The organism is Brevibacillus sp. FW301-21C12A (genome assembly GCF_058788915.1).
The window spans coordinates 27,790-53,580 of sequence record NZ_JBYTBG010000002.1 but is presented as its reverse complement, the minus strand read 5'-3'; the positions used below and the strand labels follow the sequence as shown (position 1 = coordinate 53,580).

The window sequence follows — 25,791 nt, the reverse complement described above, 5'->3', positions numbered from 1 at the left end:
GGCAAGCCTTGCCATACAGTAGGAGGACAGGGGGTTTTGGGGCTGGCTACGGCAGGCGCGCAGCTCGTCCCAGGCGAATTTTTTCCGCCGCACGGGCAATGATGCTCTCCACGGAGGCCGGGTCGTCCACGACGTCGTACTCGTTGATGTTCACCCGCAGAACAGGACAGGAGGTAAACGAGTGAATCCAGCTATCATAGCGGTTGAACAAATCGCGCCAGTAGTCGATCGGGGTCTGCTGCTCCATCGGGCGTCCCCGCTCCTGGACGCGCCCGATAATGTCATCGAAGCTGCCTTCCAGGTAGATCAAAATATCGGGATGCGGGAAGTACGGCGTCATGACCATCGCTTCGAACAGCTCTGTGTACGTGCGGTAGTCTTCTTCCGTCATGTTGCCCTGCTCGTACAGCATGCGGGCGAAAATGCCGGTATCCTCGTAAATCGAGCGATCCTGGACGAAGCCGCCGCCGTAGTCGAACATCCGCTTCTGCTCCTTGAAGCGCTCGGCCAGGAAAAAGATTTGCAGGTGAAAGCCCCAGCGGGACAAATCGTTGTAATAACGGCCAAGGTAAGGGTTGTTGTCCACTTTTTCCACGGACACGCGAAAACCGAGCTGATCGGCCAGGGCGTGTGTGAACGTCGATTTGCCGACGCCTACCGTTCCGCCGATGGTGATGACCGCATTGCTCGGAATGCCGTATTTTTCACGAAGATGGCTGTTTTGAAACCTAGACATGTACGCAACTCCTTATTGAAATACTTGCCAATCACACGGCATCGTTATGCCTGTTGCCCCCGCAGCTCCTGAATGCGCGGCAGGATGAGATCGAGCATATACTGCCGATCCTCTGGCCGATGGACGAAATCCAGCTCGTCACAGTTGAATTTGATGACAGGCGTATCCGGGTGGTGCTTTTCAAACTCGTCCATAAATTCGTTGTAATCGGCGATCAGATTTTCCATATAGCCCACATCCATCGTCCGCTCCACCTCGCGATCGCGCATGGCGATCCGCTTCATGACCGTGTCGATGGACGCCGTCAAGTAAATGACCAGATGGGCCTGCGGCAAATCTTCTGTCAGGATATCATAAATTTTGAGATACTTCGGGAGATTGTTGTCGGACAGCGTTCGTTTGGCAAAAATCGTATTTTTAAAAATATTGTAATCGGATACGACAGAAATGCCCTGGTTGAGATAGTGGGCGTGAATATCCTGCAACTGCTTGTAGCGGTTGCACAGGAAAAACATCTCTAGCTGAAAGCTCCACTCCGCGATGTTCTCGTAAAACTTTCCTAGAAACGGATTTTCATAAACAATTTCTTCCAATAATTGCAATTCGCAAGTGCGGTGCAGTTCCCGCGCCAACGAGGTTTTTCCAATACCGATCGGTCCCTCGACAGTTATTAATATGGACTTCATATACGCCTCTGTTCCTTTCGCCAAAATGAGAGCACTCCATATTTTAGCACGCGTACTTCCATTTGTCGAAACCATTCCTTTTCTGTCGCATGCCGCTTTTTTCCAATAAAAAAAACTGCTCCTGACGATCAGAGCAGTCGGTCGGACAAACGCTTTTGCGCTACGTAAAATACTCGATTTTGGCCTTGGGAAACAGTCTCGCAATCTCCCTCTCCAAATGCGCCTGCAAGGCTTTGGCCTGCACGTCCGGGTAGACGTACTTGCCTTTGCCGTACTTGCCCCATTTGTATTTGCGCTCCTCCTCGTTCATCGCCAGCTTGGTTTTCGGATAGCGCTGCAAAATCAAGTTTTTGGCAATTTTGGTGAAGCGGTGCTGGATCAGCTCAAAAGTCAGGTCGGCCAGCGCTTCCGGGACGAGCTGGTTTCGCAGCCGTTCCAGCAAGTCGGTGTAGCCTTCCTCCCATCCGTCAAACCAGTATAAGGGGGCCAAAATGAAGCCGAGCGGATAGCCTGCTTTTGCCACTTTGCCCGCCGCTTCAATTCTTTGCGCAAAGCTGGAAGTGCCCGGCTCGAAGTTTTTGATGACGTAATCGGCATTCATGCTGAAGCGAAAACGGGTATGCTTGTTATGTTTCGCATCGAGCAACGAATCGACGTGGTGAAACTTGGTAACGAACCGCAGACGGCCATACTCCTGTTCCCCCATAAATTCGATCGCTCGCTTGAGGTTGCCTGTCAAATGCTCGATGCTGACCGGATCGGACGTACAGGCTGCCTCGAATCGGGTAATCTCTCCCGGCCGTTCCTCGATGTATGTTTTCGCCTGGGCCAAAATTTCATCGGTATTGACGTAGACGCGAACGTACGGCTTGGACCCGATGTTCGTATTCAAATAGCAGTAGTGGCAATGCGCCGCGCAGCCTGTAGCCAGCGGAATCGCGTATTCGGCAGACGGCTTGGAGGTTTCGAACTTCAACGTTTTGCGCACCCCAATGACCAATGTTCGCTTGGCATTGCGGTACTTTTCCACCTCTGTCTCGCCGGGAATGCCGCGCACCTGATTGTGGCTGGTTGTCATTTGCAGCGGGATGCCTTCCGCTTGCAAACGCTGGTACAGCTCCTGGCCGAGCGGATAGTTCAGTGCGTTTGGCTCGACGAAAACGTAGTCGGGCACAAACAGGCCAGCTTTTTTCTGCCCTGTTTTCGCGGGTGCTTCCAGCAGTGTCGTCACCATAAGCGCAAGATCCCTCCCAGTGTGTAGTATGGCCTGCACAGTCGGACAAGCTTTCGAGGAGATCACTGGCTGCTCACGCTCTACAGCGTGCTTTTGAACTCGCGCAGCCACTGTCGCGCTTCCGCCGCCTGGCTGGACGGCACCTGCAGCGTGTACACATACCCGCCTTTTTTCGTTTCTCTGGACAACAGCCTGACCCGGATTCCTTTTATCTCCAAATATCGCCGGCACTCGCTCGCCACTCTAGGAAGCCCGTACGATTCATGAATCGTTACCCATTTGGTCCACATGCCTTCCCCCACCCTCATTGCTTCTTCCTTTACTGTAAGCAACAAGCAGGCAGTTGGTTCAAAAAAGACGCAGCGATTGCCGATTTTCCCAAAACTGTTTTCGCCTTTGCGCAGTCTAATACGTGTAGGAGGGGGAAAATGTGAATCTGGAACAACTTGTCTCGCAAGCCAGGCAAGGAGACGACGAAGCTTTTTACCAGTTGATTTGCCAGCAGCAACAGCAGCTGTACAGCGTGGCTTACGCCTTTTTGCGCAACGAACTGGACGCGCTGGAGGCGATACAGGAAGCGACCTGCCGTTCCTATCTCCGCTTGTCTCGCCTGAAGCAGCCCGCGCATTTTCGCACCTGGCTGACACGCATTCTCATCCACGTATGTCTGGACGAGCTGAAACGAAAAAAACGGTTTGCCCCCGACTTTCCCGATGGCGACGGTCTGGCGGACCCGGATCGCAAGCAGTGGGAGCACACGGCGGACAAACTCGTTATCGAGGAAGCGCTGGCCAAGCTTACGCCTGCTTACCGCAGCATCATCATCCTGAAATATTTTGAAGATCTGACCATTCGCGAAATTGCGTTACGGCTCGGCCATCCGGAAGGAACGATCAAGACCTGGCTGCACAAGGCGTTGGCTACATTGCGAAAAGAACTCGGGAAAGGCTGGTGAATGTATATGGATATCGAAAAAACAGAGGGTCAGACCGACGCGCACGTACCGCCGCACATCGAGCACTACATTCGCTCTGGCATCGCCCAGGCCAAAAGCCTTCAACGCAGACGCCGCCGCAGCCGTCTGGTTCGCCTCTGCTCGGGAATTGCGACAGGGTGTCTGCTCCTGGCCTTTGTGTTCTCGGTGCGCCTCTCCCCGGCGGTTGCCGCTTATGTCAGCCACATTCCCGGGATGGAAAAGTTCGTCGAGCTGATTCGCGATGACAAAGGGTTGCAGCTGGCTGCCGAGCACGAGATGGTCCAGGACATCGGCACAGGCGGCTCGCTTGCAGGCATCACGTTCACGATCGACCAGGTGCTGACCGATCAGAAGCGGATGCTGCTGTTTTACACCTTGAAGCACGAACGTAGCGGCCAAAAGGTCGGGATGCGCAAGCTGGAGCTGTTTGACGCCTCCGGCAAGGAGTGGGAGCACGGAGCGAGCTGGTCTAGCATGGACGTGGAAGCGAACGAGGAGCAAAAAAACCGGATTGATATTTTTCTCCCGGAAACAAGCGAAGTACCTGACGCGCTGACAGCCAAAGTGACGCTCGACCTCGACGGCGTAGAGCTGAACCCTCCGCTTGCGATTACGTTTCCGATCGACCATAGCAAATACACGACATTTGAGAAAAAAGTGGTTCCTGTCGGAAAAAAAGTGACGGTGGACGGACAGACGTTTACCATCGAGCAAATGACGGTGTTCCCTACGCAAACAGAAGTCAGCATCCGCTTCGATCCGGGCAACTCCAAACATATTTTCGGCTTTGACGATCTGCGGCTGGTGGATGAAAACGGCCAGACGTACGCTTTCTGGGGAAATGGCGTGCCGACGCGTGACAACGGGGAAAACGGCAAAGTGTACAATCTGGAAAGCATCTATTTTCTGGAGCCGCAAAAGCTGTTTTTGAAAGCAAACGGGATTCGGGCGCTGGACCGCGACAAGCTGCAGGTGGTGATCGACGCGAAGACGCAGACGCTCGCCAAAGCTCCTGATGCCAGGCTCAAGCTGACAGCGCTGCGCCAGGTCGACGATGTGGTCGGCATGGACTGGGAACTGCAAATCGAGGAAGCGGACGCGCATCGCTACGTCTATCTGGGAAGCGACATCACGGACAATCGGGCGAATCAATACGACTACGTCCAGGGAAGCTCTTCTTCGCGCTATCCGGCGAGGCGTCTTCAGACGTACAGCCTGATTTACCAAAGACTGACGAAGAACGGCGCCCCTGATTTCTACACTTTTACCCTCACGGACTATCCCGCTCGTTTGCAAGGCGGGTTTACCGTGCAAGTCAAATAGCAAAATGGCCTCGCAGAGAATTTGCTCTCCGCGAGGCCATTTTGTTGTCGCTCCCCTTCGCTTTACTCCACAACCGCCCAGTGATTGGTCGGACCGTGGCCGCCGCCCAATTGCGGAGCGGTCCTGATCGCTTCGAAAATAAAGCGGTTCGCTTTTTCAACCGCAGCCACGAGCGGCGTATGTTTCGCCAGCTCTGCCGTCAACGCAGCGGAAAACGTGCAGCCCGTTCCGTGCGTATGCCGGGTATGGATGCGCTCATGCGACAACTCGAAAAAGTCGCGGCCGTCAAACAAAATGTCGACGACGGTATCACCGTCGAGGTGGCCGCCCTTCATCAAGACGTTGCGCGCTCCGAGCGCATGAATCGCGCGGGCGCCTTCGCGCATATCGTCCGGGGTGCGAATCGTCATACCTGTCAGGCACTCGGCCTCCGGCAAATTCGGCGTCACGACTTCCGCGAGCGGCAGCAACTCTGTTTTCAGCGCGTCAATCGCTTCGTCCAGGAGCAGCTTGGCCCCGCCCTTGGCGATCATCACCGGGTCTACGACCAGCTTTTGCAGACTCGCGGCGCGCACCTCTGCCGCCACTGCGCGGATGATGTCCGCATCAAACAGCATTCCCGTCTTCGCCGCATCCGCTCCCAGGTCGCGCAACACTTCGCGCATCTGCTGGGCCACCGCCTCTGTCGGCAGCGGATACACCCCGGCCACGCCCAACGTATTTTGCGCCGTAATCGCCGTAATCGCGCTCATTCCGTAAACGCCGAGTTGGTGAAACGTCTTCAAATCGGCCTGGATGCCCGCTCCGCCCCCGCTGTCTGATCCTGCTATCGTCAATGCTCTCGCGATTGTATGCATGAATCTCCCTCCTGCTTTCGCCACCTTTTCTCCTACGAGTATATCATCCGCTTGTCCCATTCGGTATACTTAGGAGTGATGACCAACCGCAAAGAAGGGATTTGTTATGTCGTATCGCTTGTTTTACTGGCTGACCGTGCTCATTCCCACGATCATTATCGGGGGCTTCGAATTTGTTCGGCACGATTTTTTGCTGCCTTATATGTCCATGGAAACGGGCAACGTATATATTACTTTGCTGACGCTCTTGTTGTCTTATTTGTTCGCCACCTGGATGTTTCGCACGATCAAGCAGATGAACGCGCGGATCGTCGAGGAGCAAGCCAGGAGGGCCGTGTACGAGGAGCGCGAGCGTTTGGCCCGGGAGTTGCACGACGGCATCGCGCAATCTTTGTTTTTTCTCAATGTCAAGCTGAAGCAGGGGCATTTGGATGACGCCAGAGTAGCGGTTTCGGCCATCGACAACCACGTGCGCCAGGCGATTTTCAACCTGCGCTCGTTGCCGGAGGAAGGCAGCTTCGACCAGCGGCTGGAAAAATGGCTGACGCAGTGGAGCGCGCTGTCCGGCGTCGATGTCGCAGCGGATTTGCGCGTGAAGGAAAGCTTTTTCACCCCTGCGGAGGAAGTGCAACTGTTCGGAATCATCCAGGAAGCTTTTGCCAACATCCGCAAACATGCGCAGGCCAAGCATTCCTGGATTCGACTGACGACAGGCGAGCCGCGGAGCTGGCAGCTCGTGATCGAGGACGACGGCGTGGGAATTGCCCATACCAAGCCAGACACGAAAAAATACGGCTTGTCGATGATGCGCGAGCGGGCGCGCCAGTTGAACGCCGCAATTGACATTCAAAAACGGGCAGACGGCGGCACCATCATTCGCCTGACAGCCCATCCTGGAGGTTTTTCGCAATGAACGCATACCGTGTGCTGATCGCTGACGACCACCCGATGGCTCGCATGGCGATTCGCTCGCTCTTGGACCCGGACCCTTCGTTTGAAGTGATCGGCGAGGCCGAAAACGGCGAGGAAGCTTTTTTGCTCTGTGGACAGTTGCAGCCCGATCTGGTGCTGATGGACATCAACATGCCGAAATGGAGCGGCCTGGAAGCGACCCGCGAGGTGAAAAAAGCGTACCCGCACATCAAGGTCGTCATCCTGAGCGTCTCGGATGACGTCGCAGACTTGATTACCGCGATTCAATTCGGCGCGCAAGGCTATTTGCTGAAAAACTTGGAGCCAGACGACTGGATCAACTACTTGCACGCGTTGCTTGGCGAAGACAGCGAGCTGACGCGGGAAATGGCAACCCGGCTGATGTACCGGTTCAGGCAGGAGGAGCACGTGGACGATCTGGTGCCGGATGTGCTGACGCCGCGCGAACGGGAAATCGTCATGTACGTCGGAGCCGGAAAGACGAACAGGGAAATCAGCGAAGCGTTGATTATCGCGGAAAACACGGTGAAAAACCACCTGAAAAACATCCTGGAAAAGCTGCAATTGGCCAATCGCGTGCAGCTCGCCGCCTACGCGGTGCGCCACCATCTGATTATGAAAAAGTAAGCTCCCAACCGAAAACAGTTGCTTTCCGCGCCAACCACTGTCATCCTTAGAAGGACCCGTTTTTACGATACCAGACATGAAGAATGGCAGGTGAACCACATGCTCGAAGTCAAGACCTCCAAGCTGAGCAACGGAGAATTAAACAGAGGCGTTTTCGCCATGCGCGACTTTGCAAAAGGCGAATTGCTCCATGAAGCTCCGGTTCTTCCTTATCTGAACGAGGAACACGAGCACATTGAAAAAACGCTTTTGGCGGACTACGCCTTTGAATACGGTGCCAACCATACCGCGTTTTTGCTCGGCTACGGCATGCTATTCAACCATTCCTACACGCCAAACGCCACGTACAGCATCAATTTTGACAACCACACGTTCGATTTCTACGCCTATCGCGACATTCAGGCGGGCGAAGAGATTTTGATTAACTACAACGGCGATGAGGATTGCGACGATCCGCTCTGGTTTTACGAAGAAGAGCAGTCCGGCAATAAAAAGGAATAGGCAAGCGCGATCAACAGGCAGGGGAGCTTTTCCCTTGCCTTTTTGTTTTTTAGCCCGTGTTGGCAGCCAGCGCCGCCTCCAGCAGCTTCAGTTCGTATTCGTCGCGTTCCGGCGCAAGCGCCGAGCAGCGCATGTCAATCCTGGCCCCGTACCGCACCGGGTCGATATCCTCTCCGCCCGCCAGCACAATGCCATCGACCGCCGCTACAAGCTCTTGGCAAGCATCGAGATCCCCGACAGGAATCCCGAGCGGAATCGCTCCTGCTTTTCGCACGGCATCCAAATAGTCGTGCCCGATGACGCTAAAGCCTTGTCCGGCCAATCCCCGCAGCTTCCCGCCGAAGCCTTCATGCGGGTTATCAAAAGCTCAGCAGTCTCGCTCTGTTCTGCACAAAAAAATGACTCCGCCAGACGTAACTGGCGAAGCCAATGGGTGAGCACGATTTTTATGGAGTGATATCTGCCGCCTCGTAGCTGTAGTACACATACGGATCTTTCGGTGCCTTGACCGCCTGGATTTTCGCATCTTTCAGCACGAGCATGTCATAGCCGTCGACCTGGCGCAGTTCCAGCTTGCCCTGCACCTTGACCCAACTGTCTTTCGCCCATTTGCCTGCGTCCTCGCTCTCCACGAGAATGCCGAAGACGCTGGCATCCGCCGTGCAGCACGTCACCGAAAAACGCGCCACGACGAATTGCTTGTCGCCAAGTCCAGGCTCCCTGTAGACAAAGCCGAGCGTTTCGAGCTGTTTTCCCGCGAAGTCTTTCGCGTACAGCTCCAGCGTGGTGAGGCCGTCCAAAAAGATTTTGTCATGAAGCGAGATCACGGGCTGCCTGTACATGGAGGCGGCGATGTCGGTGTAAAAATCGCCGAAGCCCCCGCCCGAAAAGTATCGCTTCAGCTCCTCGTCCGTCATGGACGGACTGGCACCAGAAGCAGCCTGTGCTGTGCCACTTGCTGTCGGGTTCGCAGCCGTTGCGTCTGCGGGCACTGCTTGCTCTATCGCTTGCGGCTGCGCGGATTGCTGTGGCGTCTGTTGCTGATCGCCCTTCTGGCCTTCGCCTGTTGTTTCCACCACGACTGGCGCATTTGCCTGCTGTGATGGCGATGCGTCCTCGCCTGTCTGCTCTGGCGGTGCAGCCTGGCCGCCCTGCTCCCTGGACGGCTGGGACGTTGCTTCTGGTTGCCCAGCTCCTGTCGCCACTGCCGCCAATTTTCTGGCGTCGCTGCTGAGCAGAGTAACCCCGCGGTTTTCCGCTACGGCGCTCCCCAATATTTTATCCGGCATGAAAAAGCCCATGAAGATCGGCAGCAAAAACAGGCTGTAGATGACAAGCGAGCCCCAGCGCGTGCGCGGCACCTGGTGCGCTTCCTCGCAGTCGCACTCGTACGCCCGGTTTTTGCTGAACAACTGGCGCACGCTCACAATGGTCAAAATGACGAGAATGCCTAGCGTGACGTAGCTGAGCATGTGCAGCTTCGGCGCGAGGTAATGCCCCAGCTTTTCCGTCCAGATCAGGTAGGACAACAGCGCGGCGAACCCTGCCAAAATCAGGCTGCGCATCAAATAGTGTCTGGTCCAGTTCGTCTGTTCCATTTCTTTCCTCCCCCTAGATCGGCATCAGCATCGTAACGGCCAACACCAGTATTGTAATGGCGACGACGAGCTTAACGACAAATCCGAAGCGGAACGTGCCGAGCAGCATCAGCGTCGTTTTGAAATCAAGCATCGGTCCAAAGACGAGAAAAGCGAGCAGCGAGCTGCTTTGAAACGTGCCCGAAAACGATGCGGCAATAAAGGCATCCGCCTCCGAGCAAAGCGAAAACAAGTAAGCCATGCCCATCATGACCAGATGGGACGTAATCGGCGTTTGCCCGATCTCCACCAAAATGTCGCGGCTCATGAACACTTGCAGGATGCTGCTGACCAACGCCCCGAACAGCAAAAATTTGCCCATGTCGAAAAATTCGTCAACGGCATGCGCAAAAGTTGCCGACAGCTTGCCCCGCATCGCTTCGCTATGGGCGGCTTCGTGGCGAATTTGCGCCTCTGTCCCGAGCCGCAGCGGGTTCTTTTTCACAAACAGCCAGACCAACAAGCCGACGGCCAGCGCGACGAGAAAACCGGCGACTCCCCGGTACAGCGCCATATCCGGCTGCCGCGCGAAGGCGATGTACGTCGAGGAGAGCACGACCGGATTGACAATCGGTCCGGCGAGTAAAAACACGACGCCGACGGATACGGGCATCCCTTTTTGAATCAGGCGGCGGACAACCGGGACGATCGCACACTCGCACACCGGAAACAAAAAGCCGAGCAGCCCGGCAATCGGTAACGCGACGAGCGGATGTTTTGGCATCCAGCGCCTAACCTGCTCTTCCGAGACAAACGTCTGAATGAAGGCGGAAAAAAACACGCCCAGCAGCACAAACGGGATGGCCTCCAGCAAAATGCTGAGAAAAAACGTTTTGACATCGAGCCAACGCGGCGACCATTCTATGCGAAAGCCGGAAAACCAGCTATTCTGGCTGCCAGTGGTAAGCCAGACTACACACAATCCAAGAAGGACGGCCCCTATAATCTCTATGAGGAAATGACGAATTTTAGCAATCACGTAAGCTGTCCACTCCTTTTAGCAAATCGTCATCATTCCTAATTAGATACTCCTTGCGCACTTTCCTCCTGGTTCCCGTCTTTTTTTCCGTCCCTTTCCGTTTTATAATGGATAAAACCGACTGTGCGGGGGGAAGAACATGGAGCTGGAATTTCAGCGTGCTGCTGAAGAAGGAGACGTTTGCGAGATCCAAACGGTCGATGAAGCGAAGGTAAACAGGCTGCGGCCGAAGATGAGCGAAACAGAAGGCGTCGCCCCTTTGTTCAAGGCGCTGGCGGACGACACGCGCGCGAAAATCATTTACGCCCTGGCGCTGGAGGGCGAGCTGTGCGTGTGCGATGTCGCGGCCACGATCAACAGCTCGATTGCCAACACCTCCCACCATCTGCGCTTGCTGCGCAACATGGGGCTTGCCCGGCACCGCAAGGACGGAAAGCTCGTCTACTACGCCCTGGACGACGACCATGTTCGCCATCTGATTATGTGCGGGATCGAGCATGCGGCCGAATTGAAGCAATCGAAAAAGACAGCTCGTTCTTGAGCAGTTCCATTGTGGCTCGTCACATTTGTGGCGGCTTTTTTTATTGTTTTTACCTAACATTCAAATGATTGTTTGAATATAATAATGAATGTGGTATGATTTAGGTAAATTCCCGGCCGAAAGAAGGGGTCTCCCATGCACGACTATGAAGTCATCATCATTGGCGGCGGCCAGTCCGGCCTTGCGCTGGGCCATTTTTTGCAGCAGCGGCAGGTACGCTTCGTCATTCTGGACCAAAACGGACGCGTCGGGGACAGTTGGCGCAAGCGTTACGACTCCCTCGTGCTGTTTACCTCGCGCAAGCACAATGCCCTCCCCGGCCTGGCCTTTCCCGGAGAGCCGCATACCGTTCCGACGAAAGACGAAGCCGCGGACTATCTGGAGCTGTACGCCAGTCATTTTCAATTGCCCGTCCGTTTGAATACGGCGGTCGTCTCCGTCGAGCGCACGGCATCGGGCTTTCTCGTGCAGACAGGGCACGAAGCGCTGCGAGCGAAAAACGTCGTCGTCGCAACAGGCCCGTTTCAATCGCCTTACATCCCGCCGTTTGCCGGGCAGTTGGCCCCCAATGCCGTCTCGCTCCATACGGCGCACTACCGAAACGAGAGCCAGCTCCCCGCCGGGCCCGTCCTCGTCGTCGGCTCAGGCAATTCGGGCGCGCAAATCGCCGTGGAGCTGGCCATGCACCGCCCCGTCATTTTTTCCAGCGGACAGCCGCGCGTTCATCTGCCTTTGTACGTTTTGGGCAAAACTATTTTTGACTACATGCAGTTGTTTGGCTTGCTGGACGCCCCGCGCTCGTCGTGGGTCGGAAAGCAACTGATGAAACGACCTGATCCGATTTTTGGCTACCAAAAACAGATGAAAGCTCTGGCAAAAACTGGAGCCATGCGCATCGCGGCCAGAACCGTTCGCCTTGCGGACAAAACCGCCTTTTTCGTAGACGGCGGGCAGGCGAGCTTCCAGAGCGTTTTATGGGCGACCGGATTTCGCCCCGACTACGGCTGGCTGTCCATGGCAGACGTACTCGACCCAAGCGGCTGGCCGCGGCATGATCGCGGTGTCACAGCCGTGCCGGGACTGTTTTTTCTCGGGCTTCCCTGGCAGCATACACGCGCCTCCGCGCTCATGGGCGGCGTGGGAAAAGACGCTTTCTTTCTTGCTGAACAACTCGTCCGCTAAAGCGACCCAATAGAGGAGGGCAACACTATGGGATTCCACCATCACGACCACGGAGATGGACACGACCATCATCACCATGGAAAAGGAGCGAGCAAAAAAGCGCTGTTCACTTCTTTTCTCATCATCACGGTGTTTTTGATCGTCGAGACGATCGGCGGCTTTTTGACCAACAGTCTTGCGCTTTTATCCGATGCCGGCCACATGCTGAGCGATGCCCTGGCGCTTCTGCTCAGCCTCGTTGCCTTGCACTTTGCCGCGCGTCCCCCTTCGGCCAAAAAAACGTTCGGGATGCAGCGTTTTGAAATTCTCGCTGCCTTGACAAACGGCTTCACGCTCGTGCTGATTTCCTTGTTCATTTTCTGGGAAGGCTTCCAGCGCCTGCTCCAGCCTCCCGAGGTGGCCAGCGGAAAAATGATCGTCATTGCCGCCATCGGTTTGCTCGCCAATATCGCCGCTGCCTTCGTCCTCATGCGCGGCGATTACAAGGACAACGTGAACGTGCGCAGCGCCTACCTGCACGTTCTGGGCGACATGCTCGGCTCTGTCGGCGCCATTCTCGGCGGTATCCTGATGCTCGCTTTCGGCTGGTACATCGCCGACCCGCTCATCAGCATTATCGTCGCCTTCCTGATCTTGCTCAGCGCCTGGCGCGTCACCAAGGAATCGGTCAACATCTTGCTGGAAGGAGCGCCCTCCCGCCTCGACACGACAAAGGTGGAAGCGCGCCTGGGCCAGCTCGACGGCGTGCGCAAGGTGCACGATCTGCACATCTGGACGGTCACTTCCGGCTTTGACTCGCTGACGTGCCACCTCATCGTCGAGGACGGCTTGCCGAGCTACCCTGTCCTGGATGCGGCGCTGGAGCTTTTGCAAAAAGAATTTGGCATCACGCACGCGACGATCCAGATTGAGAACTCTTCAATCTCGCACGGCAAGCTGCATTGTCAGGGAGGGGCGCGGGGGCATGTGCATGAGCACGGACACTCCCGCTGAACACGCGAACTCACACGTTCACGCACACCGCCATAACCACGAACGTCCCATCTCCAAGCCCCGCCCCACTGAGCAAAAAAAGAACCATCTCCCTTACCAAGAGAGATGGTTCTTCGTCTGTTCGCCTAGTCTTCCATCGTGGACAGGTCGCCTGTCGGCAGGCCCAGCTCCCACGCCTTGAGGACGCGGCGCATGATTTTTCCGGAGCGCGTTTTTGGCAGCTTGTCGCGGAACTCGATTTCGCGCGGTGCGGCGTGGGCTGCCAGCCCCTCCTTCACGAACTTGCGGATGTCGTCCATCAACGCTTCGCTCGGCTCGTAGCCCGCGCGCAGCGAGATGAACGCCTTGATAATTTCGCCCCGCAGCGGATCGGGCTTGCCGATTACCCCTGCTTCGGCGACTGCCGGATGCTCGACCAGCTTGCTCTCGACCTCGAAAGGACCGACGCGCTCGCCGGACGTGTTGATAACATCGTCAATCCGGCCCTGGAACCAGAAGTAGCCTTCCTCGTCCTTGTAAGCCGAGTCGCCCGACACGTACCAGCCCGGGATGCTGAAATATTCTGCGTATTTCGCCGGGTTGTTCCAGATTTGTCGCATCATCGACGGCCAGCCGACGCGGATCGCAAGGTTGCCCATCCGGTTTGGCGGCAGCTCGTTGCCTTGGTCGTCGATAATCGCCGCGTAGACGCCCGGGACAGGCTTGCCCATCGAGCCTGGCTTGATCGGCATGCTGCGGTAGTTGGAAATCAGTTGGCCGCCAGTCTCTGTCATCCACCAGTTGTCGTGGATGCGGTGGTTGAATACGCGCAGTCCCCAATACACAACCTCCGGATTGAGCGGCTCGCCGACGCTCAGTACATGGCGCAGGCTGGACAGATCGAAGCGCTTCACAACCTCATCGCCTGCGCCCATCAGCATGCGGAACGCGGTAGGCGCGCTGTACCAGACCGTTACTTTATATTTTTCAATCGTTTTATACCAGTCTTCCGGAGTGAATCGTCCGCCGCGAACGACGTTCGTGACGCCGTTCAGCCACGGAGCGAAAATGCCGTACGAAGTGCCTGTCACCCAACCCGGGTCGGCTGTACACCAGTACACATCGTCTTCTTGCAAGTCCAGCACCCATTTTCCTGTCTGGTAGTGCTGAATCATCGCGTTGTGGACGTGCAGCACGCCTTTTGGCTTGCCTGTCGAGCCGGACGTGTAGTGCAAAATCATGCCGTCCTCGCGATCCACCCACTCGATCTCCAGCTCCGAGGATGCTTTTGCCATCGCTTCTTCAAAGCTGACTTGCCCTTCCGCAAGCTCCTCTTTTGCCCCGACAATAATGACGTGCTTGAGGGCTGGCAGCTCGGATACCGGGATGCGCGGCAGCAGCGCAGGAGTCGTCACAATCGCGGTCGCTTCGCTGTTTTCCAGACGGTCGCGCACCGCTGCTTCCATAAATGCCTCGAACAAAGGGCCGACAATCGCACCGACCTTCAGCGTTCCTAAAACGCTTACATAAAGCTCTGGGGTACGCGGCATGAAGACGAACACGCGGTCGCCTTTTGCGATTCCCAGGTCACGCAGTACATTTCCGAATTTATTGGACAGCTCGCTCAGTTGGGCAAAGGTGTAGGCTTCTTCCCGGGTCAAATCGCTGTACAGCAGCGCGACCTTGTCCTTGCGCTCGGTAGAAAGATGGCGATCAATGGCTTCATAAGCCATATTCACTTTTCCCGTCTCATACCAGGAAAATTGCTTTTCGACATCCTTCCAGTCAAAATTGGCGTACGTCTCGTCGTAATTCTCCAGGTTGAATCGGCCTTCTGTCGCCGGAATTTTTTCTACGTTCATGCTCTCACTCTCCTAAACCCCTTAATGGATTCTTCACTACGCAACATTCATAATATTTCTGCACTTTTCGCTAAATTCCTTCTGCCAGAACCTACTTATTCGAAAAGCGCAGAAATCGAGTATAATGACACTACCTTGGGGATAAAGGAGATGGCCGAAGAGATGTTATGGTTTTTACTGATTGTCGCTGTCGCCTTGCTCTTTGTCAAAGCGTATCGCAATACATTCGATGTCCATACCAACTATGTTTCCATTCCGCTGCAACCGTCGCAGCATATAGATGATCGGCAAGACTTCGAACCGCTCTCTGTCTTGCATCTGTCCGATTTGCACATGGAAAATTTGTCGATTGACCCGATGCGGATCGTCCGCGATTTTTCCGGGCAATCGGTCGATTTGATCGCGATTACCGGAGATTTGCTCGATCGCCATAAAAACATTCCGAAAGCAGTCGCCTACGTCGAGCGGCTGATGCAATTGCAGCCTGCGCTCGGTACGTATGTCGTTTTTGGCAACCACGACTACGTTCTCTCGCCGCCAAAGCTGGCGCAACTGAAATCGGAGCTGACGCGGATCGGCTGCCGCGTCCTCATCAACGAACATGTGACGGTCGACCATAAAGGCCAGCCGCTGCACATCATCGGCGTCGACGATTACAGTACGCGCCGCAGCCAACTGGAAAAGTCGTTTCAAGCCGTTCCCGCGACAGGCGTGCGCCTCGTTCTCACGCACGACCCGAATATCGTCTTGCATATGAAAGATTATGCCTACGATTACTTGCTGGCCGGACATTTTCACGGCGGGCAAATTCATTGGCCGCGTCCTTACCACCTCGCCAAAATGGGGAAGTTGCCGCGGCTGAACATGGTCAAAGGGCTGCATGAGATGGACGGACGGCCGTTCTACATTAGTGAGGGCCTGGGGCAAACAGGGCTGAACGTCCGCCTTCGCTCTCGTCCGGAAATGACACTGCACACGCTAGGCAGCGCAAGCCTGCTTGCGGTCCCAGAGGCAACGGCAGCACAGCCTTCCGCTTTGCAGGAAAGCGCCGCCACGCTTGCCCTGGAGTAATGTATAATAGACCTACGCAAGAGTTTGTAACGGAGGTCTTCGCTGTGGAAAAATGGATGAAGGAAGTCGAGCAAATCAGGCAGGTTACGAACTTGCCGATCGTTTGCGTGAAAGTTTGTGAACACGAGATCAGCCAGACTCAGCAAGAATGGGAGCAAAAAGGCTGGGAACTTGTTTCGCTTGCGTCTGAGCACGATGCCGCCTACCTCGTGCTGATTGAAGCGATGCAGTGGCCCGCGTCTTCCCGTTCCTTGCTGAGTCTGTTTTTTTCCCGTCCCGAAGAAAAAGCGCCTCCGACGCTGCACGAGCAGATTGCGGTATGGCTGCAATCCATGGTCACAGGATTGCGCCAGGCTCCCCCTGAACGTCTCGATGCCCGCTGGCCGTGGAAGGAAGAGCGCCTCGTCTTTTTGATCGAGCGCAACCGGACGGAAGGCACAGGCACGTGGGAAGCGTTGCAAAGCTGTTTGCACCCGTTTTTCCGCGAAACGGCTGCCTACGCGCCAAAAGCGTCGAGCCTCGCCTTTTTTGCATTGAGTCATGCTTATTCTGTCCTGCTGCTCCCGATCTCAATCCTGGAGGGCGCAAAGGAGCGGGCTGACTTGCTGGAATGGGCATCCGGCCTGTACGACCTGATCTCGACCGAATGGATGGAGCCTGTGCGCATCATTGTCAGCGCGCCCGTAGCTGCGCCTTCCTCTCTGGAAAAAACGCTCGCCGGGCAACTGCTGTTGTCCCGCGCCTTGCATCAATACCGGGCACAAGTGATGGTCGCGGGCGACTGGATGTATCCGTTGGAGCGCTGGGCTGCTTCTCTGCCTGCGGAAACGGCGAAGTCGATTGCCCGCGAGCTTGCCGCTCTCATGTCTGTGCCGCAAATCAGCAGCGAGCAGCGCGAAACGTTGGAGACGCTGTTCGCGCGGCAGCTCAATGTCAGCGAGACAGCCCGGCAGCTTTTTTTGCACCGCAACACGCTCTTGTACCGGCTGGACAAGCTGACGGAACAGACGGGCCTTGATCCGCGCCAGTTTCCTGACGCCGTTTTGCTCCAGCTCTATTTGCTCTTTCGGCAGCATTAACAAAACATTTTGTACATTTCGCCCATAGTCCAACTGTCTAAAAATTGTTACTCTTGCAAAAAGTCATCCGAGAATTGCTCCCCTATCATTCAAGGAGGTGCCTCTTCCATGGCAAAAGTGACACTGAACCACATATACAAGCGGTACGGCGGAAATGTAACGGCAGTAGATGATTTTCACCTGGAGATTCAGGATCGGGAGTTTCTCGTCCTCGTCGGGCCGTCCGGCTGCGGAAAATCGACGACGCTGCGGATGATTGCCGGGCTGGAGGAAATCTCCGAAGGCGATTTGTACATAGGCGACCGCCGCGTCAACGACGTCGCTCCCAAAGATCGGGACATCGCGATGGTATTCCAGAGCTACGCGCTCTACCCGCACATGAACGTGTATGAAAACATGGCATTCGGTCTGAAGCTGCGCAAGTTTTCCAAAAGCGACATCGACAAGCGGATTCAGGAAGCAGCCCGCATCCTCGACATTTCCCACCTGCTGGACCGCAAGCCAAAGGCGCTTTCCGGCGGCCAGCGGCAGCGTGTCGCGCTCGGACGCGCCATCGTGCGGGAGCCGCAAGTTTTTTTGATGGACGAACCTTTGTCCAACCTCGACGCCAAGCTGCGCGTCCAGATGCGCACAGAAATTTTGAAGCTGCACCAGCGGCTGAACACGACGATCATCTACGTGACCCACGACCAGACGGAAGCGATGACGATGGGCGACCGGATCGTCGTCATGAAGGACGGCCTGATTCAGCAAGTGGCGACGCCGAACGAGATTTACAACCACCCCGTCAACCTGTTTGTGGCGAGCTTCATCGGCTCCCCGGCGATGAACTTCGTCAAAGGGCAGCTTTCGGAACAGGACGGCGCCCTGTACTTCGATGCGGAAAACATCCACGTCCGCTTCCCAGAGGACAAAGCAAGAGTTTTGCGCGACAAAGGCTATGTAAACAAGCCGGCGATCTTCGGCATCCGCCCGGAGGACATTTACAGCGATGCCGCTTTTATGGAGGCCAATCCGTTCGAAAGCTCGCTTGAGGCGCAGATTGAAGTCGTGGAAAACATGGGCTCCGAGCTGTACGTTTACTTCCATAATATCGGCCAGACACAAATGGTCGCCCGCGTGGACTCTCGCGAAGATTTGAAGCCGAAAATGACGGTCAAGCTCGCCATGGATCTTTCCAAATGTCATCTATTTGACAGCGAGACGGAAGTGGCTGTATTCTAATAGCAAAGTGAAAAGGAATGTCTTTTCCGGCATTCCTTTTTCTGTTGTCCTCAACCGTTTTTCGTCCGTGGCGGCTTCTGTACTGCCGCTGCTTTTTTATGGCTACAAATAGAGAAAGAGTGGAGAGAGCAAACATGGCCTACAAAATTGTCTTTTTCGACATCGACGGCACTCTGTTGAACACGGAGCACGCGATTCCGCCAGCAACCGTGGACGCTGTGCGCAAGCTCAAGCAAAACGGCATCCGGGTTGCCATCGCAACTGGCCGCTCGCCGTACCACCTGATGCCGATCGCCCGGCAGCTCGGGATTGATACGTTTGTCGGGTTCAACGGCTCCTACGTCGTGAACGAACAAAAAGTCATTCACCATACTCCATTTGCCACGACGACATTGGCCGAACTGGAGCAGATGGCAAACGGAAACGCGCATCCGATGGTGTTTTTAAGCCATGAAGAGTGCTATGCGAACACATCCGATCACCCGCACGTCCTCGACTCGTTCGACTTTTTGCGCTTGCCCGCTCCGGCCCATCACCATCGCTACTGGGAGGTCGCTCCGATCTATCAGGCGTTTTTGTATTGCACCGCCGAAGAAGAAGCGCTCTATACGGAAGGTTTCGAGCAAGTGTCGTACGTGCGCTGGCACAAGCACGTCCTCGACATTTTGCCAAAAGGCGGCTCGAAAGCGCGCGGCATCGAAGCGATCCTCAAGCACGAGGGCCTCACTCCCGCTGACGCCGTAGCGTTCGGGGACGGACTCAACGACAGGGAAATGCTCTCCTACGTCGGAATGGGCGTCGCCATGGGAAATGCCCATGAAGAATTGAAGCCTTTTGCCAAGATGGTGACCCGTCATGTGAACGAAGACGGCATCCGGCACGGCTTGCTGCAACTTGGACTCATCAATTAGGAAGGACGTTGAAAGATACATGTCTTGGGAATGGTTTAACATCGTTGGCACGGTAGCGTTCGTCATTAGCGGCGCGATCATCGCCATGGAGGAAGAATACGACATCTTGGGAGTAATCGTTCTCGGAATGGCCACAGCATTTGGCGGCGGGATCATGCGCAATATTTTGCTCGGCATCCCGCTGACCGCTTTTTGGAATCAGGGAACACTGTTTACAATCGCACTCGTTTCCATGCTCATCGTTTTTGTCCTCCCCCACAAATACCTTGACTACTGGAATCGCTGGGGGATGTTTTTTGACGCAGTCGGGCTCTCTGCCTTTGCCATTCAGGGCGCTATCTACGCCACACAAATGAACTACCCGCTCAGCGCGACGATCGTCGCAGCGGTTTTGACCGGAATCGGCGGCGGAATCATTCGCGACGTTCTCGCTGGACGCAAGCCGCTCGTGTTCAAGGAAGAAATTTATGCGGTCTGGGCCATGGTCGCCGGGCTGGCTGTCGGCCTCAAGTGGGCGACAACCGTCGGCGAGCTGTACACGCTGTTTTCCGCCATCATCGTTTGCCGGATGATTTCCGTCTATCAAGGCTGGAAGCTGCCACGCCGCTCGCTTCGTCCCGTCCCGATTCGCCCTTTTGACAACCGAATGTAAGCTATTTCCTTCATAATCACTCTCTCCATGTGCACGCTATAGTCATCAGCACTGGAGGGAGTGAGTTTTTTTTGCGCGTCTTGCCCCCAATTATCGCCGCCCTTGCCTTGGTCGGTCTGGTCGTCCTGCCTTATCGTCACCATCAAAATGCCGAGCAGGAAATGCGCGAACCTCATCCCCGCGTCACTTCCATCGAGGCGAGCATACCGCGGATCAACTATATCGAGCAGGTCAAAGACATTCGCAGGGATCTGGAAAAAAGCAGCCACGTACAGACGCTCCACCACAATCCGCGCGACCGCAGCCATTATGTCGAGCATGAAGTGGTCGTCCGCTTCTCCCCACGCCCTGAACAGAAAAAAATTGACCAGTTGGTCCGTTCGCTGGATGCCAAGATCAAACGCGATTTTGAGCAATTTATCATCATCAAGTCCAAAAGCCTGACGACGAAGCAGTTAATGAAAAAGCTGGCCGAGCATCCCGACTCGGTGTTTGCCGAGCCGAACTACCTGCTTTTGCCCAACCGCAAGCCAAACGACACGTACTACGCGGAGTACCAGTGGAATTTGCCGCTGATCGGCATGGAGCAGAGCTGGGACGTGAGCGAGGGCAGCAGTGACGTCACGGTCGCGGTCATTGATACGGGGATTGACCTCAATCACCCCGAGTTTGCCGGAAAGCTCGTAGAAGGCTACAACGTGCTGGAAGACAACAATCGACCAGAGGACGACAACGGGCACGGCACGCACGTCTCTGGCGTAATTGCCGCAAAAACGAACAACGAGGAGGGCATCGCCGGGATGTCGTGGAACAGCAAGCTGATGCCGATCAAAGCCATCGGCGCGGACGGCTCCGGCTCGGCTGTCGATATCGCCCAAGGCATCTACTGGGCGACCGATCACGGAGCTGACGTGATTAACCTCAGTGTCGGCAACTACACGTCATCTGCCGCTTTGAAGGAAGCGTGCCGCTATGCGTATGAAAAAAACGTCGTGCTCGTCGCGGCTTCCGGAAACGACGCCACCGATCAGCCGAGCTATCCGGCAGCCTATGAAGAAGTGCTCGCCGTCGCCGCTGTCGACCATCGCAAGGAACGCGCCGATTTTTCCAACTTTGGCGATTACGTGGATGTCGCCGCTCCCGGCGTCGATATTCCTAGCACGTACATCTACAGCGACTACGCCGCGCTCTCCGGTACTTCCATGGCTTGTCCGCACGTCGCAGCGCTCGCCTCGCTGGTGCGCTCCGTCCATCCTGACATGAAAAACCACGATGTCATGGAGCTGATCCGCCAATCGGCCAAAGACCTCGGCGCCCCCGGACACGATCAGTTGTACGGCTACGGCATGATTGACGTCAATCAGACGCTGCGGCAAATCAAACCGGCAGAGCCGGCGCGCACGGAAAAAACAGAGCATACGGTCGGTGGACTATTGAACAAATTTTTTATGCGCCTGCGCTTTGGCTTCGAATAAGCATACAAACGGTAACCCACGGAGGGATGGACGATGAAAGCGTGCATTGTTTTTGCTCACGAAGGAAAGGAAAGCTTCTGCCATGCCATTCTCGACCGCGTCACCCGCTCCTTGCAACAGCAACAAATCGACTTTGGGGTGCGCGACTTGTATCAGATGAAATTCCAGCCTGTCTTCGATGCGGCAGACATGCAAAAAGTAGCGAACGGGTCAGCCTCGCAAGATGTTGCCACCGAACAGGAGCTGATTTCCGATGCCGATTTGCTGGTGATGATTTACCCTGTCTGGTGGTGGTCGCCTCCTGCGATCCTCAAAGGCTATATCGACCGGGTGTTTACGAACAACTTCGCCTTCCGCTACGACGCCAATGGCCCCGTCGGCCTGTTGTCAAACAAACAGGCGATTGTGTTTACGACAACCCGGGAGTCCGAAGCGGAAATGCAGACGAGCGGCTTCGACGCTGTGGTGAAAAAACAGATCGTGGACGGCACGCTCGCCATGATCGGCTACGATGTGACCTACCGCAATTTTGCCGCCGTCCCTTACGTAGACAACGCCGCCCGCGAGCAAATGCTTGCCGAGGTCGAGAAAATCGCTGCGAGTGCGCGCCAGCCGCTCGGCGTGTAGCCGGATTAGCAAACTTGGCTGCGCCAAATTTTTATCTGTATAAAAGACGACAAGCACAGGTCATTACACCTGTGCTTGTTCTTTATGCAGCCGTTTTTTGGCTATATAGTCATTTTCGTAGTATTGCAATTCATCACGCATTTGCTCAAACACTCTGGACAAGGACAAGGTCAACTGCTGCAACTCGGGTGTTACTTGTTTGCGGAAAATGATACAGTCTTGTCCCGTGTAGGCATAGCGGCCGTCTTCCTCATAAACCTCGCCTTTGGGATAATAGAAGTAATTCACACAAGTGTGGTACACCTGGTACAGAACTTCTTCGGCAAACTCCTCGTTAAATCGTGCTCGGCGCAGGGATACCCCCAGCCTGTCGTACGCATTTTCACAGTAAACCAAAAGGTGGCGCAGATCGGAAAGATACGCTCGATAATAAGTTTCAAATTCTTCCGGGTCGCCCGATGCGGATACAAGACTAGACAAGGTAACCTGATTGAGATAACGCTCCAGTTCCATGCTTACCTTTTTCAACTTGGTGTACGTCTCTTCGCACAATTGCTTCAGATGAGTCGCTGACATATTGTCCCCCTTGCGTTGAAGAATCTGCCTTTTTTAAGTAAGTATATAGGAAAGATTCTTTACAACACAAGGGTTTCTTTTCTGCAAATCTTGCTAAACCGTTGTTGTTTCGGCAACGACTTCCTTTTTTTTCCTTGTCTGTAACAAGTATATGACGTAGGCAGAGAACAGGCCCAAAAGGGTCATGAAGCCCAAAACGGCCAAATCATGCGTCACGTAGGACAGGTCATGCCCTTTGCTCAAAATCTCCCGCACGCCGTCGAGGAAGTACGTCAACGGCAAAGATTTACCAATCGCGGCAACCGCAGTCGGCATCGAAGCGAGCGGCCAGGTGAAGCCGGAGAGCATAAACGAAGGAACGGCAATCATCATCGCGATCTGTGTAGCTTGCAACTGGTCTTTGGAGAAAAAGGAAATCGCGTAGCCGATGGCGAGCACCGCCAGGTTGAACGCCGTTGCGACGAGCATCAGGTCAAAGGTGCTGCCGTAGTACGGAATTTCGAACCCTTTCAGCAGCAGGGTGAAGCCTAAAAACACATTGAGCGTGCCTGCCAAAAAGTACGGCAGCAGCTTGCTTGCCGTGATCGCGAAAAAGCTGTGCGACTTAAGCGTCTCCTTCCACGTCCCCTCTTCCTTCTGCTGCGCTACCGACAAGGCAATCCCGAGGAACAGCACTTGCTGCAGCACCGTTCCCGTCAAGCCGAAGACCATGAAGGACATGTAGCTGAACGTCGGATTGTACAAGACGCGATAGCGGTAGTCGATCCCGGTGAACAAGTTTTTCCCTTCCTCGCCCCAGCTACCCTTCGCTTCCATTTTTTTCAGCGTCGCACCTGCGGACACGGATTTGACTACCGTGCTCGCGGCGCGGACAGCGGTGTTCGAGATCATCATGTTGCTGCCGTCAATGACGGTCAAAACTTCTGCGGGCCGTCCGGCTTTGACGTTTTTCTCCAGCTCCGCCGGAATAATCAGGGCGATGTTCGCCTCGCCTTTGTCAACCAGGCGCATCGCTTCCTCCTCTGTTCCGACGATGGAAGTAATCTTGAACGTCTGGTCGACTTCAAACGCGCGGTACAGCTCGCGGCTCAGCTCTGTCTGGTCCGCGTCTACCATGACAGTCGGGATGTTCATTACCTTCTTTTCGCTGTACAAAAAGCCGAACAGCGTCAAGTATATAATCGGCACGATAAACAGCACATTGCGAATCGTTTTGTTGGCAAACAAGTTTTGCCATTCGCTCCAGAAGAGCCGGGAGAAATTACTCACCTTCAACAGCTCCTTCGAGCTTCCACTCGACCGTCAAGCCTGGCCGCAGCTCTGGGTCAGAGACGAGCAGCTTCACCTGGAACGAACGGATGTCGCGGTCGCCAAGCTCCTGGGTTGCCTTTTTGACGGCAAAATCCGCTGCCGGGGCAATCGTAGCAATTTTCGCCTCTACTTCCCGTTTGAGCGCAGGGACGAACAGTTTGACCGTGTCGCCTGTTTTGATCTGGCCGAGGGCGTATTCGTTTACGTACAGCTTCACGTAGTTATCGGATTTCGTTTGCAAGGTAAGAACGGTAAAGCCTTGCGCTACCAGCTCGCCTTTTTGCACGGCAACGGATTTGACCACTCCGTCCATCGGCGCGACCAGCTTCGTATTGTTCAAATACGCCTCGATTTCCGCGAGAGCGCCTTTGGCTTGCAGCACGCCAGCCTCGGCCGATTTCACATCCAGCTCCTTCAAACCTACCTGACCGCGCGCCGCTACCGCTTGCTTATACGCTGCTTTGGCCTGGTCAAGCTGAGCCTGCGCGGCATCGACCTGTTCGCGGCGTGCGCCGGACTGAGCCATTTTCAACTGTTCGTCAGCGGCCTTCAGCTCTGCCTGGGCTTTTTCCGCCTGCATTTGCGCTTCCTCGACTTTGACTTGCGGGACCGCTCCCTCAGCGAGCAGCTTTTGCATCCGCTCCAGGTTCGAAGCCGCGATCTGGTTCGCTGTTTGCGCTGCTTGCAGCTTCGCTTTCAACTGGGCGATTTCCTCGCTGCGCGCTCCGTTTTTGTTCGCCGCAAGCTGGGCCGCGGCCGAACTGACTACCGCCTGCGCCTGATCGACTTGGGCATTGCTTGAGCTGTCTGTCAGCGACACACCTTTTTTCGCCTGCTCGAGCTTCACCTGCGCCAGTCGATAGGCCGCTTCTGCCTGTTCCTTTTTCGCCAGCAGTTCTTCGTTGTTCAACGTGGCGACCACTTGCCCTGCTTTTACTTCATCGCCTTCTTTAAAGGCGATCTGCTCGATGGAGCCGCCCATTTTAAAGGACAGGTCCACTTCCGTTCCTTCGATGACGCCTGTCAACTGGGTCGATTTTTCCCCGGCCAGACTGCTTCCGCCGGATGCGAACAAAACGGTTCCCAACACTGCGATTCCGGCCACAAAACCGGCCACCCCGATCCATGCTCGTTTTTTCATAGTCGATTTCTCCTCTGTGTCTTTTCTGTATGGTCCTTACGGCTGTTTCACTGTTTCGCTTGCAGCATGCCTGCCAAAAAGCAGCGCAGCGTATACTTGTTTTCTTCCGTGTCCAACGGTTCCTTGCGATATTGCTTGCGGATGGCCGTAAAGCCGACCATGCCGAACAGGCCCGAAGCAAGCGTTCCGATTTCGATATCCGGGCGTATGTAGCCTTGCTCCTGCATTTGCTTCAGATACGTTTCCATCATCGTAAAATAGCCCGTCAACAACTTGGCGACTGTCAAATCGCGCTGTTCGTCGCCCGTAAAGACGCTGAGCAAAAGGAAGCACAGCTCGCGATTTTCGCAAAAGAAGCGAAGATGCTCATCCAGCACATTTAAAATGCGATCCTCCAAAGACAGCTCTTCGTTTTGCATCACACTGTCAACATGGTAAATCAGCATCTTCACGCCTTTTTCAATCACGTACAAAAAAAGCTCCTCTTTGGTCGAGAAATGGTAGTACAGCGTTCCTTTCGCTACCTGTGCCATTTCTGCGATCGCGTCCATCGTGGTTTCGCTATAGCCCAACTGGGCAAACGCCGTCAGCGCTCCTTGGGCAATTTGGTCTTTTTTGGATGGTGCCATCACTCCCGTCCCCCTTGTCTTTATTGAACTGACTGGTCAGTACAAAAAC

At 55.1% G+C, this 25,791-nt stretch carries 28 protein-coding genes; 15 read left to right on the top strand and 13 right to left on the bottom strand.

Annotated features, from left to right (window positions below; translation table 11 throughout):
• Nucleotides 1-46 precede the first annotated feature (46 nt).
• From AC3WQH_RS01810 to AC3WQH_RS01795, 4 genes are all read right to left on the bottom strand, one after another.
• Entirely contained in the window at nt 47-736 is a 690-nt protein-coding gene (locus AC3WQH_RS01810; RefSeq protein WP_005828008.1) for a deoxynucleoside kinase, read from the bottom strand.
• A gap of 44 nt (nt 737-780) precedes the next feature.
• A complete protein-coding gene (locus tag AC3WQH_RS01805) occupies nt 781-1,422 on the bottom strand; it encodes a deoxynucleoside kinase (protein ID WP_025848528.1) in 642 nt (213 codons plus the stop codon).
• A gap of 160 nt (nt 1,423-1,582) precedes the next feature.
• Nucleotides 1,583-2,656, bottom strand: coding sequence for a spore photoproduct lyase (gene splB, locus AC3WQH_RS01800; RefSeq protein ID WP_005828004.1), 1,074 nt, complete (start codon nt 2,654-2,656; stop codon nt 1,583-1,585).
• An 80-nt stretch (nt 2,657-2,736) separates the two neighbouring features.
• A complete protein-coding gene (locus AC3WQH_RS01795) occupies nt 2,737-2,946 on the bottom strand; it encodes a hypothetical protein (RefSeq protein WP_035317425.1) in 210 nt (69 codons plus the stop codon).
• Nucleotides 2,947-3,086: 140 nt separating this feature from the next.
• Here AC3WQH_RS01795 and AC3WQH_RS01790 point away from each other — a divergent pair, with 140 nt between their 5' ends.
• Both AC3WQH_RS01790 and AC3WQH_RS01785 read left to right on the top strand, forming a co-directional pair.
• Nucleotides 3,087-3,611, top strand: a complete 525-nt coding sequence (locus tag AC3WQH_RS01790) for a sigma-70 family RNA polymerase sigma factor (protein WP_025848525.1) — start codon at nt 3,087-3,089, stop codon at nt 3,609-3,611.
• A gap of 6 nt (nt 3,612-3,617) precedes the next feature.
• On the top strand, nt 3,618-4,955 hold the full coding sequence (locus AC3WQH_RS01785; protein WP_492331881.1) for a DUF4179 domain-containing protein: 1,338 nt from the start codon (nt 3,618-3,620) through the stop codon (nt 4,953-4,955).
• Between the two features lie 62 nt (nt 4,956-5,017).
• Here AC3WQH_RS01785 and thiD read toward each other — a convergent pair whose 3' ends face one another.
• The gene (gene thiD, locus AC3WQH_RS01780) at nt 5,018-5,812 is read right to left on the bottom strand and encodes a bifunctional hydroxymethylpyrimidine kinase/phosphomethylpyrimidine kinase (protein ID WP_026557009.1); all 795 of its coding nucleotides are present in this window, start codon (nt 5,810-5,812) and stop codon (nt 5,018-5,020) included.
• Between the two features lie 106 nt (nt 5,813-5,918).
• Here thiD and AC3WQH_RS01775 point away from each other — a divergent pair, with 106 nt between their 5' ends.
• From AC3WQH_RS01775 to AC3WQH_RS01765, 3 genes are all read left to right on the top strand, one after another.
• Nucleotides 5,919-6,725: a sensor histidine kinase gene (locus AC3WQH_RS01775; RefSeq protein ID WP_005827995.1), complete on the top strand. Its 807-nt coding sequence runs from the start codon at nt 5,919-5,921 to the stop codon at nt 6,723-6,725.
• Nucleotides 6,722-7,372 carry a response regulator gene (locus tag AC3WQH_RS01770; RefSeq protein WP_005827993.1) on the top strand — a complete coding sequence of 217 codons (651 nt, stop codon included), beginning with the start codon at nt 6,722-6,724 and terminating at the stop codon, nt 7,370-7,372. The genes AC3WQH_RS01775 and AC3WQH_RS01770 overlap by 4 nt, the downstream gene beginning before the upstream one ends.
• 99 nt (nt 7,373-7,471) lie before the next feature.
• Nucleotides 7,472-7,873, top strand: coding sequence for an SET domain-containing protein (locus AC3WQH_RS01765; protein WP_005827990.1), 402 nt, complete (start codon nt 7,472-7,474; stop codon nt 7,871-7,873).
• 49 nt (nt 7,874-7,922) lie between these two features.
• Here the strand turns inward: AC3WQH_RS01765 and AC3WQH_RS01760 are convergent, their stop codons facing one another.
• From AC3WQH_RS01760 to AC3WQH_RS01750, 3 genes are all read right to left on the bottom strand, one after another.
• Nucleotides 7,923-8,195: a gamma-glutamyl-gamma-aminobutyrate hydrolase family protein gene (locus tag AC3WQH_RS01760; RefSeq protein WP_005827988.1), complete on the bottom strand. Its 273-nt coding sequence runs from the start codon at nt 8,193-8,195 to the stop codon at nt 7,923-7,925.
• A 124-nt stretch (nt 8,196-8,319) separates the two neighbouring features.
• Nucleotides 8,320-9,471 carry a TIGR03943 family putative permease subunit gene (locus AC3WQH_RS01755; RefSeq protein ID WP_122952658.1) on the bottom strand — a complete coding sequence of 384 codons (1,152 nt, stop codon included), beginning with the start codon at nt 9,469-9,471 and terminating at the stop codon, nt 8,320-8,322.
• 13 nt (nt 9,472-9,484) lie between these two features.
• Nucleotides 9,485-10,489, bottom strand: a complete 1,005-nt coding sequence (locus AC3WQH_RS01750; RefSeq protein ID WP_007785036.1) for a permease — start codon at nt 10,487-10,489, stop codon at nt 9,485-9,487.
• Nucleotides 10,490-10,628: 139 nt separating this feature from the next.
• Here AC3WQH_RS01750 and AC3WQH_RS01745 point away from each other — a divergent pair, with 139 nt between their 5' ends.
• From AC3WQH_RS01745 to AC3WQH_RS01735, 3 genes are all read left to right on the top strand, one after another.
• Complete coding sequence (locus AC3WQH_RS01745; RefSeq protein WP_005827982.1) at nt 10,629-11,030, top strand: ArsR/SmtB family transcription factor; 402 nt, start codon at nt 10,629-10,631, stop codon at nt 11,028-11,030.
• Nucleotides 11,031-11,165: 135 nt separating this feature from the next.
• Nucleotides 11,166-12,212 carry a flavin-containing monooxygenase gene (locus AC3WQH_RS01740; protein WP_290426103.1) on the top strand — a complete coding sequence of 349 codons (1,047 nt, stop codon included), beginning with the start codon at nt 11,166-11,168 and terminating at the stop codon, nt 12,210-12,212.
• 27 nt (nt 12,213-12,239) lie between these two features.
• Nucleotides 12,240-13,205, top strand: coding sequence for a cation diffusion facilitator family transporter (locus tag AC3WQH_RS01735; protein WP_327990839.1), 966 nt, complete (start codon nt 12,240-12,242; stop codon nt 13,203-13,205).
• Between the two features lie 125 nt (nt 13,206-13,330).
• Here the strand turns inward: AC3WQH_RS01735 and acsA are convergent, their stop codons facing one another.
• Nucleotides 13,331-15,046 (bottom strand): acetate--CoA ligase, encoded by a 1,716-nt coding sequence (gene acsA / locus AC3WQH_RS01730; RefSeq protein WP_005827976.1) that lies wholly within the window; start codon nt 15,044-15,046, stop codon nt 13,331-13,333.
• Between the two features lie 162 nt (nt 15,047-15,208).
• On the opposite strand from acsA, the gene AC3WQH_RS01725 reads away from it, so the two are divergent.
• The 7 genes from AC3WQH_RS01725 to AC3WQH_RS01695 all read left to right on the top strand — a co-directional run bounded on the left by AC3WQH_RS01725 (nt 15,209) and on the right by AC3WQH_RS01695 (nt 22,085).
• Entirely contained in the window at nt 15,209-16,117 is a 909-nt protein-coding gene (locus AC3WQH_RS01725; RefSeq protein WP_005827974.1) for a metallophosphoesterase, read from the top strand.
• A 44-nt stretch (nt 16,118-16,161) separates the two neighbouring features.
• Nucleotides 16,162-17,196 (top strand): PucR family transcriptional regulator, encoded by a 1,035-nt coding sequence (locus AC3WQH_RS01720; protein WP_025848506.1) that lies wholly within the window; start codon nt 16,162-16,164, stop codon nt 17,194-17,196.
• Nucleotides 17,197-17,304: 108 nt separating this feature from the next.
• On the top strand, nt 17,305-18,420 hold the full coding sequence (locus tag AC3WQH_RS01715; protein WP_005827971.1) for an ABC transporter ATP-binding protein: 1,116 nt from the start codon (nt 17,305-17,307) through the stop codon (nt 18,418-18,420).
• Between the two features lie 134 nt (nt 18,421-18,554).
• A complete protein-coding gene (locus AC3WQH_RS01710; protein ID WP_005827969.1) occupies nt 18,555-19,331 on the top strand; it encodes a Cof-type HAD-IIB family hydrolase in 777 nt (258 codons plus the stop codon).
• A gap of 19 nt (nt 19,332-19,350) precedes the next feature.
• Complete coding sequence (locus tag AC3WQH_RS01705; protein ID WP_005827967.1) at nt 19,351-19,983, top strand: trimeric intracellular cation channel family protein; 633 nt, start codon at nt 19,351-19,353, stop codon at nt 19,981-19,983.
• Nucleotides 19,984-20,054: 71 nt separating this feature from the next.
• Complete coding sequence (locus AC3WQH_RS01700) at nt 20,055-21,458, top strand: S8 family peptidase (RefSeq protein WP_005827965.1); 1,404 nt, start codon at nt 20,055-20,057, stop codon at nt 21,456-21,458.
• Between the two features lie 33 nt (nt 21,459-21,491).
• On the top strand, nt 21,492-22,085 hold the full coding sequence (locus AC3WQH_RS01695) for an NAD(P)H-dependent oxidoreductase (protein ID WP_005827962.1): 594 nt from the start codon (nt 21,492-21,494) through the stop codon (nt 22,083-22,085).
• A gap of 63 nt (nt 22,086-22,148) precedes the next feature.
• Here AC3WQH_RS01695 and AC3WQH_RS01690 read toward each other — a convergent pair whose 3' ends face one another.
• From AC3WQH_RS01690 to AC3WQH_RS01675, 4 genes are all read right to left on the bottom strand, one after another.
• Nucleotides 22,149-22,661 (bottom strand): DUF3907 family protein, encoded by a 513-nt coding sequence (locus tag AC3WQH_RS01690; protein WP_005827960.1) that lies wholly within the window; start codon nt 22,659-22,661, stop codon nt 22,149-22,151.
• Between the two features lie 93 nt (nt 22,662-22,754).
• Nucleotides 22,755-23,930 (bottom strand): ABC transporter permease, encoded by a 1,176-nt coding sequence (locus tag AC3WQH_RS01685; protein ID WP_005827958.1) that lies wholly within the window; start codon nt 23,928-23,930, stop codon nt 22,755-22,757.
• The gene (locus AC3WQH_RS01680) at nt 23,923-25,113 is read right to left on the bottom strand and encodes an HlyD family secretion protein (protein WP_005827956.1); all 1,191 of its coding nucleotides are present in this window, start codon (nt 25,111-25,113) and stop codon (nt 23,923-23,925) included. Before AC3WQH_RS01680 ends, AC3WQH_RS01685 begins: the two co-directional genes overlap by 8 nt.
• A 47-nt stretch (nt 25,114-25,160) precedes the next feature.
• Nucleotides 25,161-25,742: a TetR/AcrR family transcriptional regulator gene (locus tag AC3WQH_RS01675; RefSeq protein ID WP_005827954.1), complete on the bottom strand. Its 582-nt coding sequence runs from the start codon at nt 25,740-25,742 to the stop codon at nt 25,161-25,163.
• Nucleotides 25,743-25,791: the final 49 nt, after the last annotated feature.

Coding starts and splice junctions, on each gene's coding strand:
- AC3WQH_RS01810 (WP_005828008.1), bottom strand. CDS start 736: ATGTCTAGGTTTCAAAACAGCCATCTTCGTGAAAAATACGGCATTCCG.
- AC3WQH_RS01805 (WP_025848528.1), bottom strand. CDS start 1,422: ATGAAGTCCATATTAATAACTGTCGAGGGACCGATCGGTATTGGAAAA.
- splB (WP_005828004.1), bottom strand. CDS start 2,656: ATGGTGACGACACTGCTGGAAGCACCCGCGAAAACAGGGCAGAAAAAA.
- AC3WQH_RS01795 (WP_035317425.1), bottom strand. CDS start 2,946: ATGTGGACCAAATGGGTAACGATTCATGAATCGTACGGGCTTCCTAGA.
- AC3WQH_RS01785 (WP_492331881.1), top strand. CDS start 3,618: ATGGATATCGAAAAAACAGAGGGTCAGACCGACGCGCACGTACCGCCG.
- thiD (WP_026557009.1), bottom strand. CDS start 5,812: ATGCATACAATCGCGAGAGCATTGACGATAGCAGGATCAGACAGCGGG.
- AC3WQH_RS01775 (WP_005827995.1), top strand. CDS start 5,919: ATGTCGTATCGCTTGTTTTACTGGCTGACCGTGCTCATTCCCACGATC.
- AC3WQH_RS01770 (WP_005827993.1), top strand. CDS start 6,722: ATGAACGCATACCGTGTGCTGATCGCTGACGACCACCCGATGGCTCGC.
- AC3WQH_RS01765 (WP_005827990.1), top strand. CDS start 7,472: ATGCTCGAAGTCAAGACCTCCAAGCTGAGCAACGGAGAATTAAACAGA.
- AC3WQH_RS01755 (WP_122952658.1), bottom strand. CDS start 9,471: ATGGAACAGACGAACTGGACCAGACACTATTTGATGCGCAGCCTGATT.
- AC3WQH_RS01745 (WP_005827982.1), top strand. CDS start 10,629: ATGGAGCTGGAATTTCAGCGTGCTGCTGAAGAAGGAGACGTTTGCGAG.
- AC3WQH_RS01740 (WP_290426103.1), top strand. CDS start 11,166: ATGCACGACTATGAAGTCATCATCATTGGCGGCGGCCAGTCCGGCCTT.
- AC3WQH_RS01735 (WP_327990839.1), top strand. CDS start 12,240: ATGGGATTCCACCATCACGACCACGGAGATGGACACGACCATCATCAC.
- acsA (WP_005827976.1), bottom strand. CDS start 15,046: ATGAACGTAGAAAAAATTCCGGCGACAGAAGGCCGATTCAACCTGGAG.
- AC3WQH_RS01725 (WP_005827974.1), top strand. CDS start 15,209: ATGTTATGGTTTTTACTGATTGTCGCTGTCGCCTTGCTCTTTGTCAAA.
- AC3WQH_RS01715 (WP_005827971.1), top strand. CDS start 17,305: ATGGCAAAAGTGACACTGAACCACATATACAAGCGGTACGGCGGAAAT.
- AC3WQH_RS01710 (WP_005827969.1), top strand. CDS start 18,555: ATGGCCTACAAAATTGTCTTTTTCGACATCGACGGCACTCTGTTGAAC.
- AC3WQH_RS01705 (WP_005827967.1), top strand. CDS start 19,351: ATGTCTTGGGAATGGTTTAACATCGTTGGCACGGTAGCGTTCGTCATT.
- AC3WQH_RS01695 (WP_005827962.1), top strand. CDS start 21,492: ATGAAAGCGTGCATTGTTTTTGCTCACGAAGGAAAGGAAAGCTTCTGC.
- AC3WQH_RS01690 (WP_005827960.1), bottom strand. CDS start 22,661: ATGTCAGCGACTCATCTGAAGCAATTGTGCGAAGAGACGTACACCAAG.
- AC3WQH_RS01680 (WP_005827956.1), bottom strand. CDS start 25,113: ATGAAAAAACGAGCATGGATCGGGGTGGCCGGTTTTGTGGCCGGAATC.
- AC3WQH_RS01675 (WP_005827954.1), bottom strand. CDS start 25,742: ATGGCACCATCCAAAAAAGACCAAATTGCCCAAGGAGCGCTGACGGCG.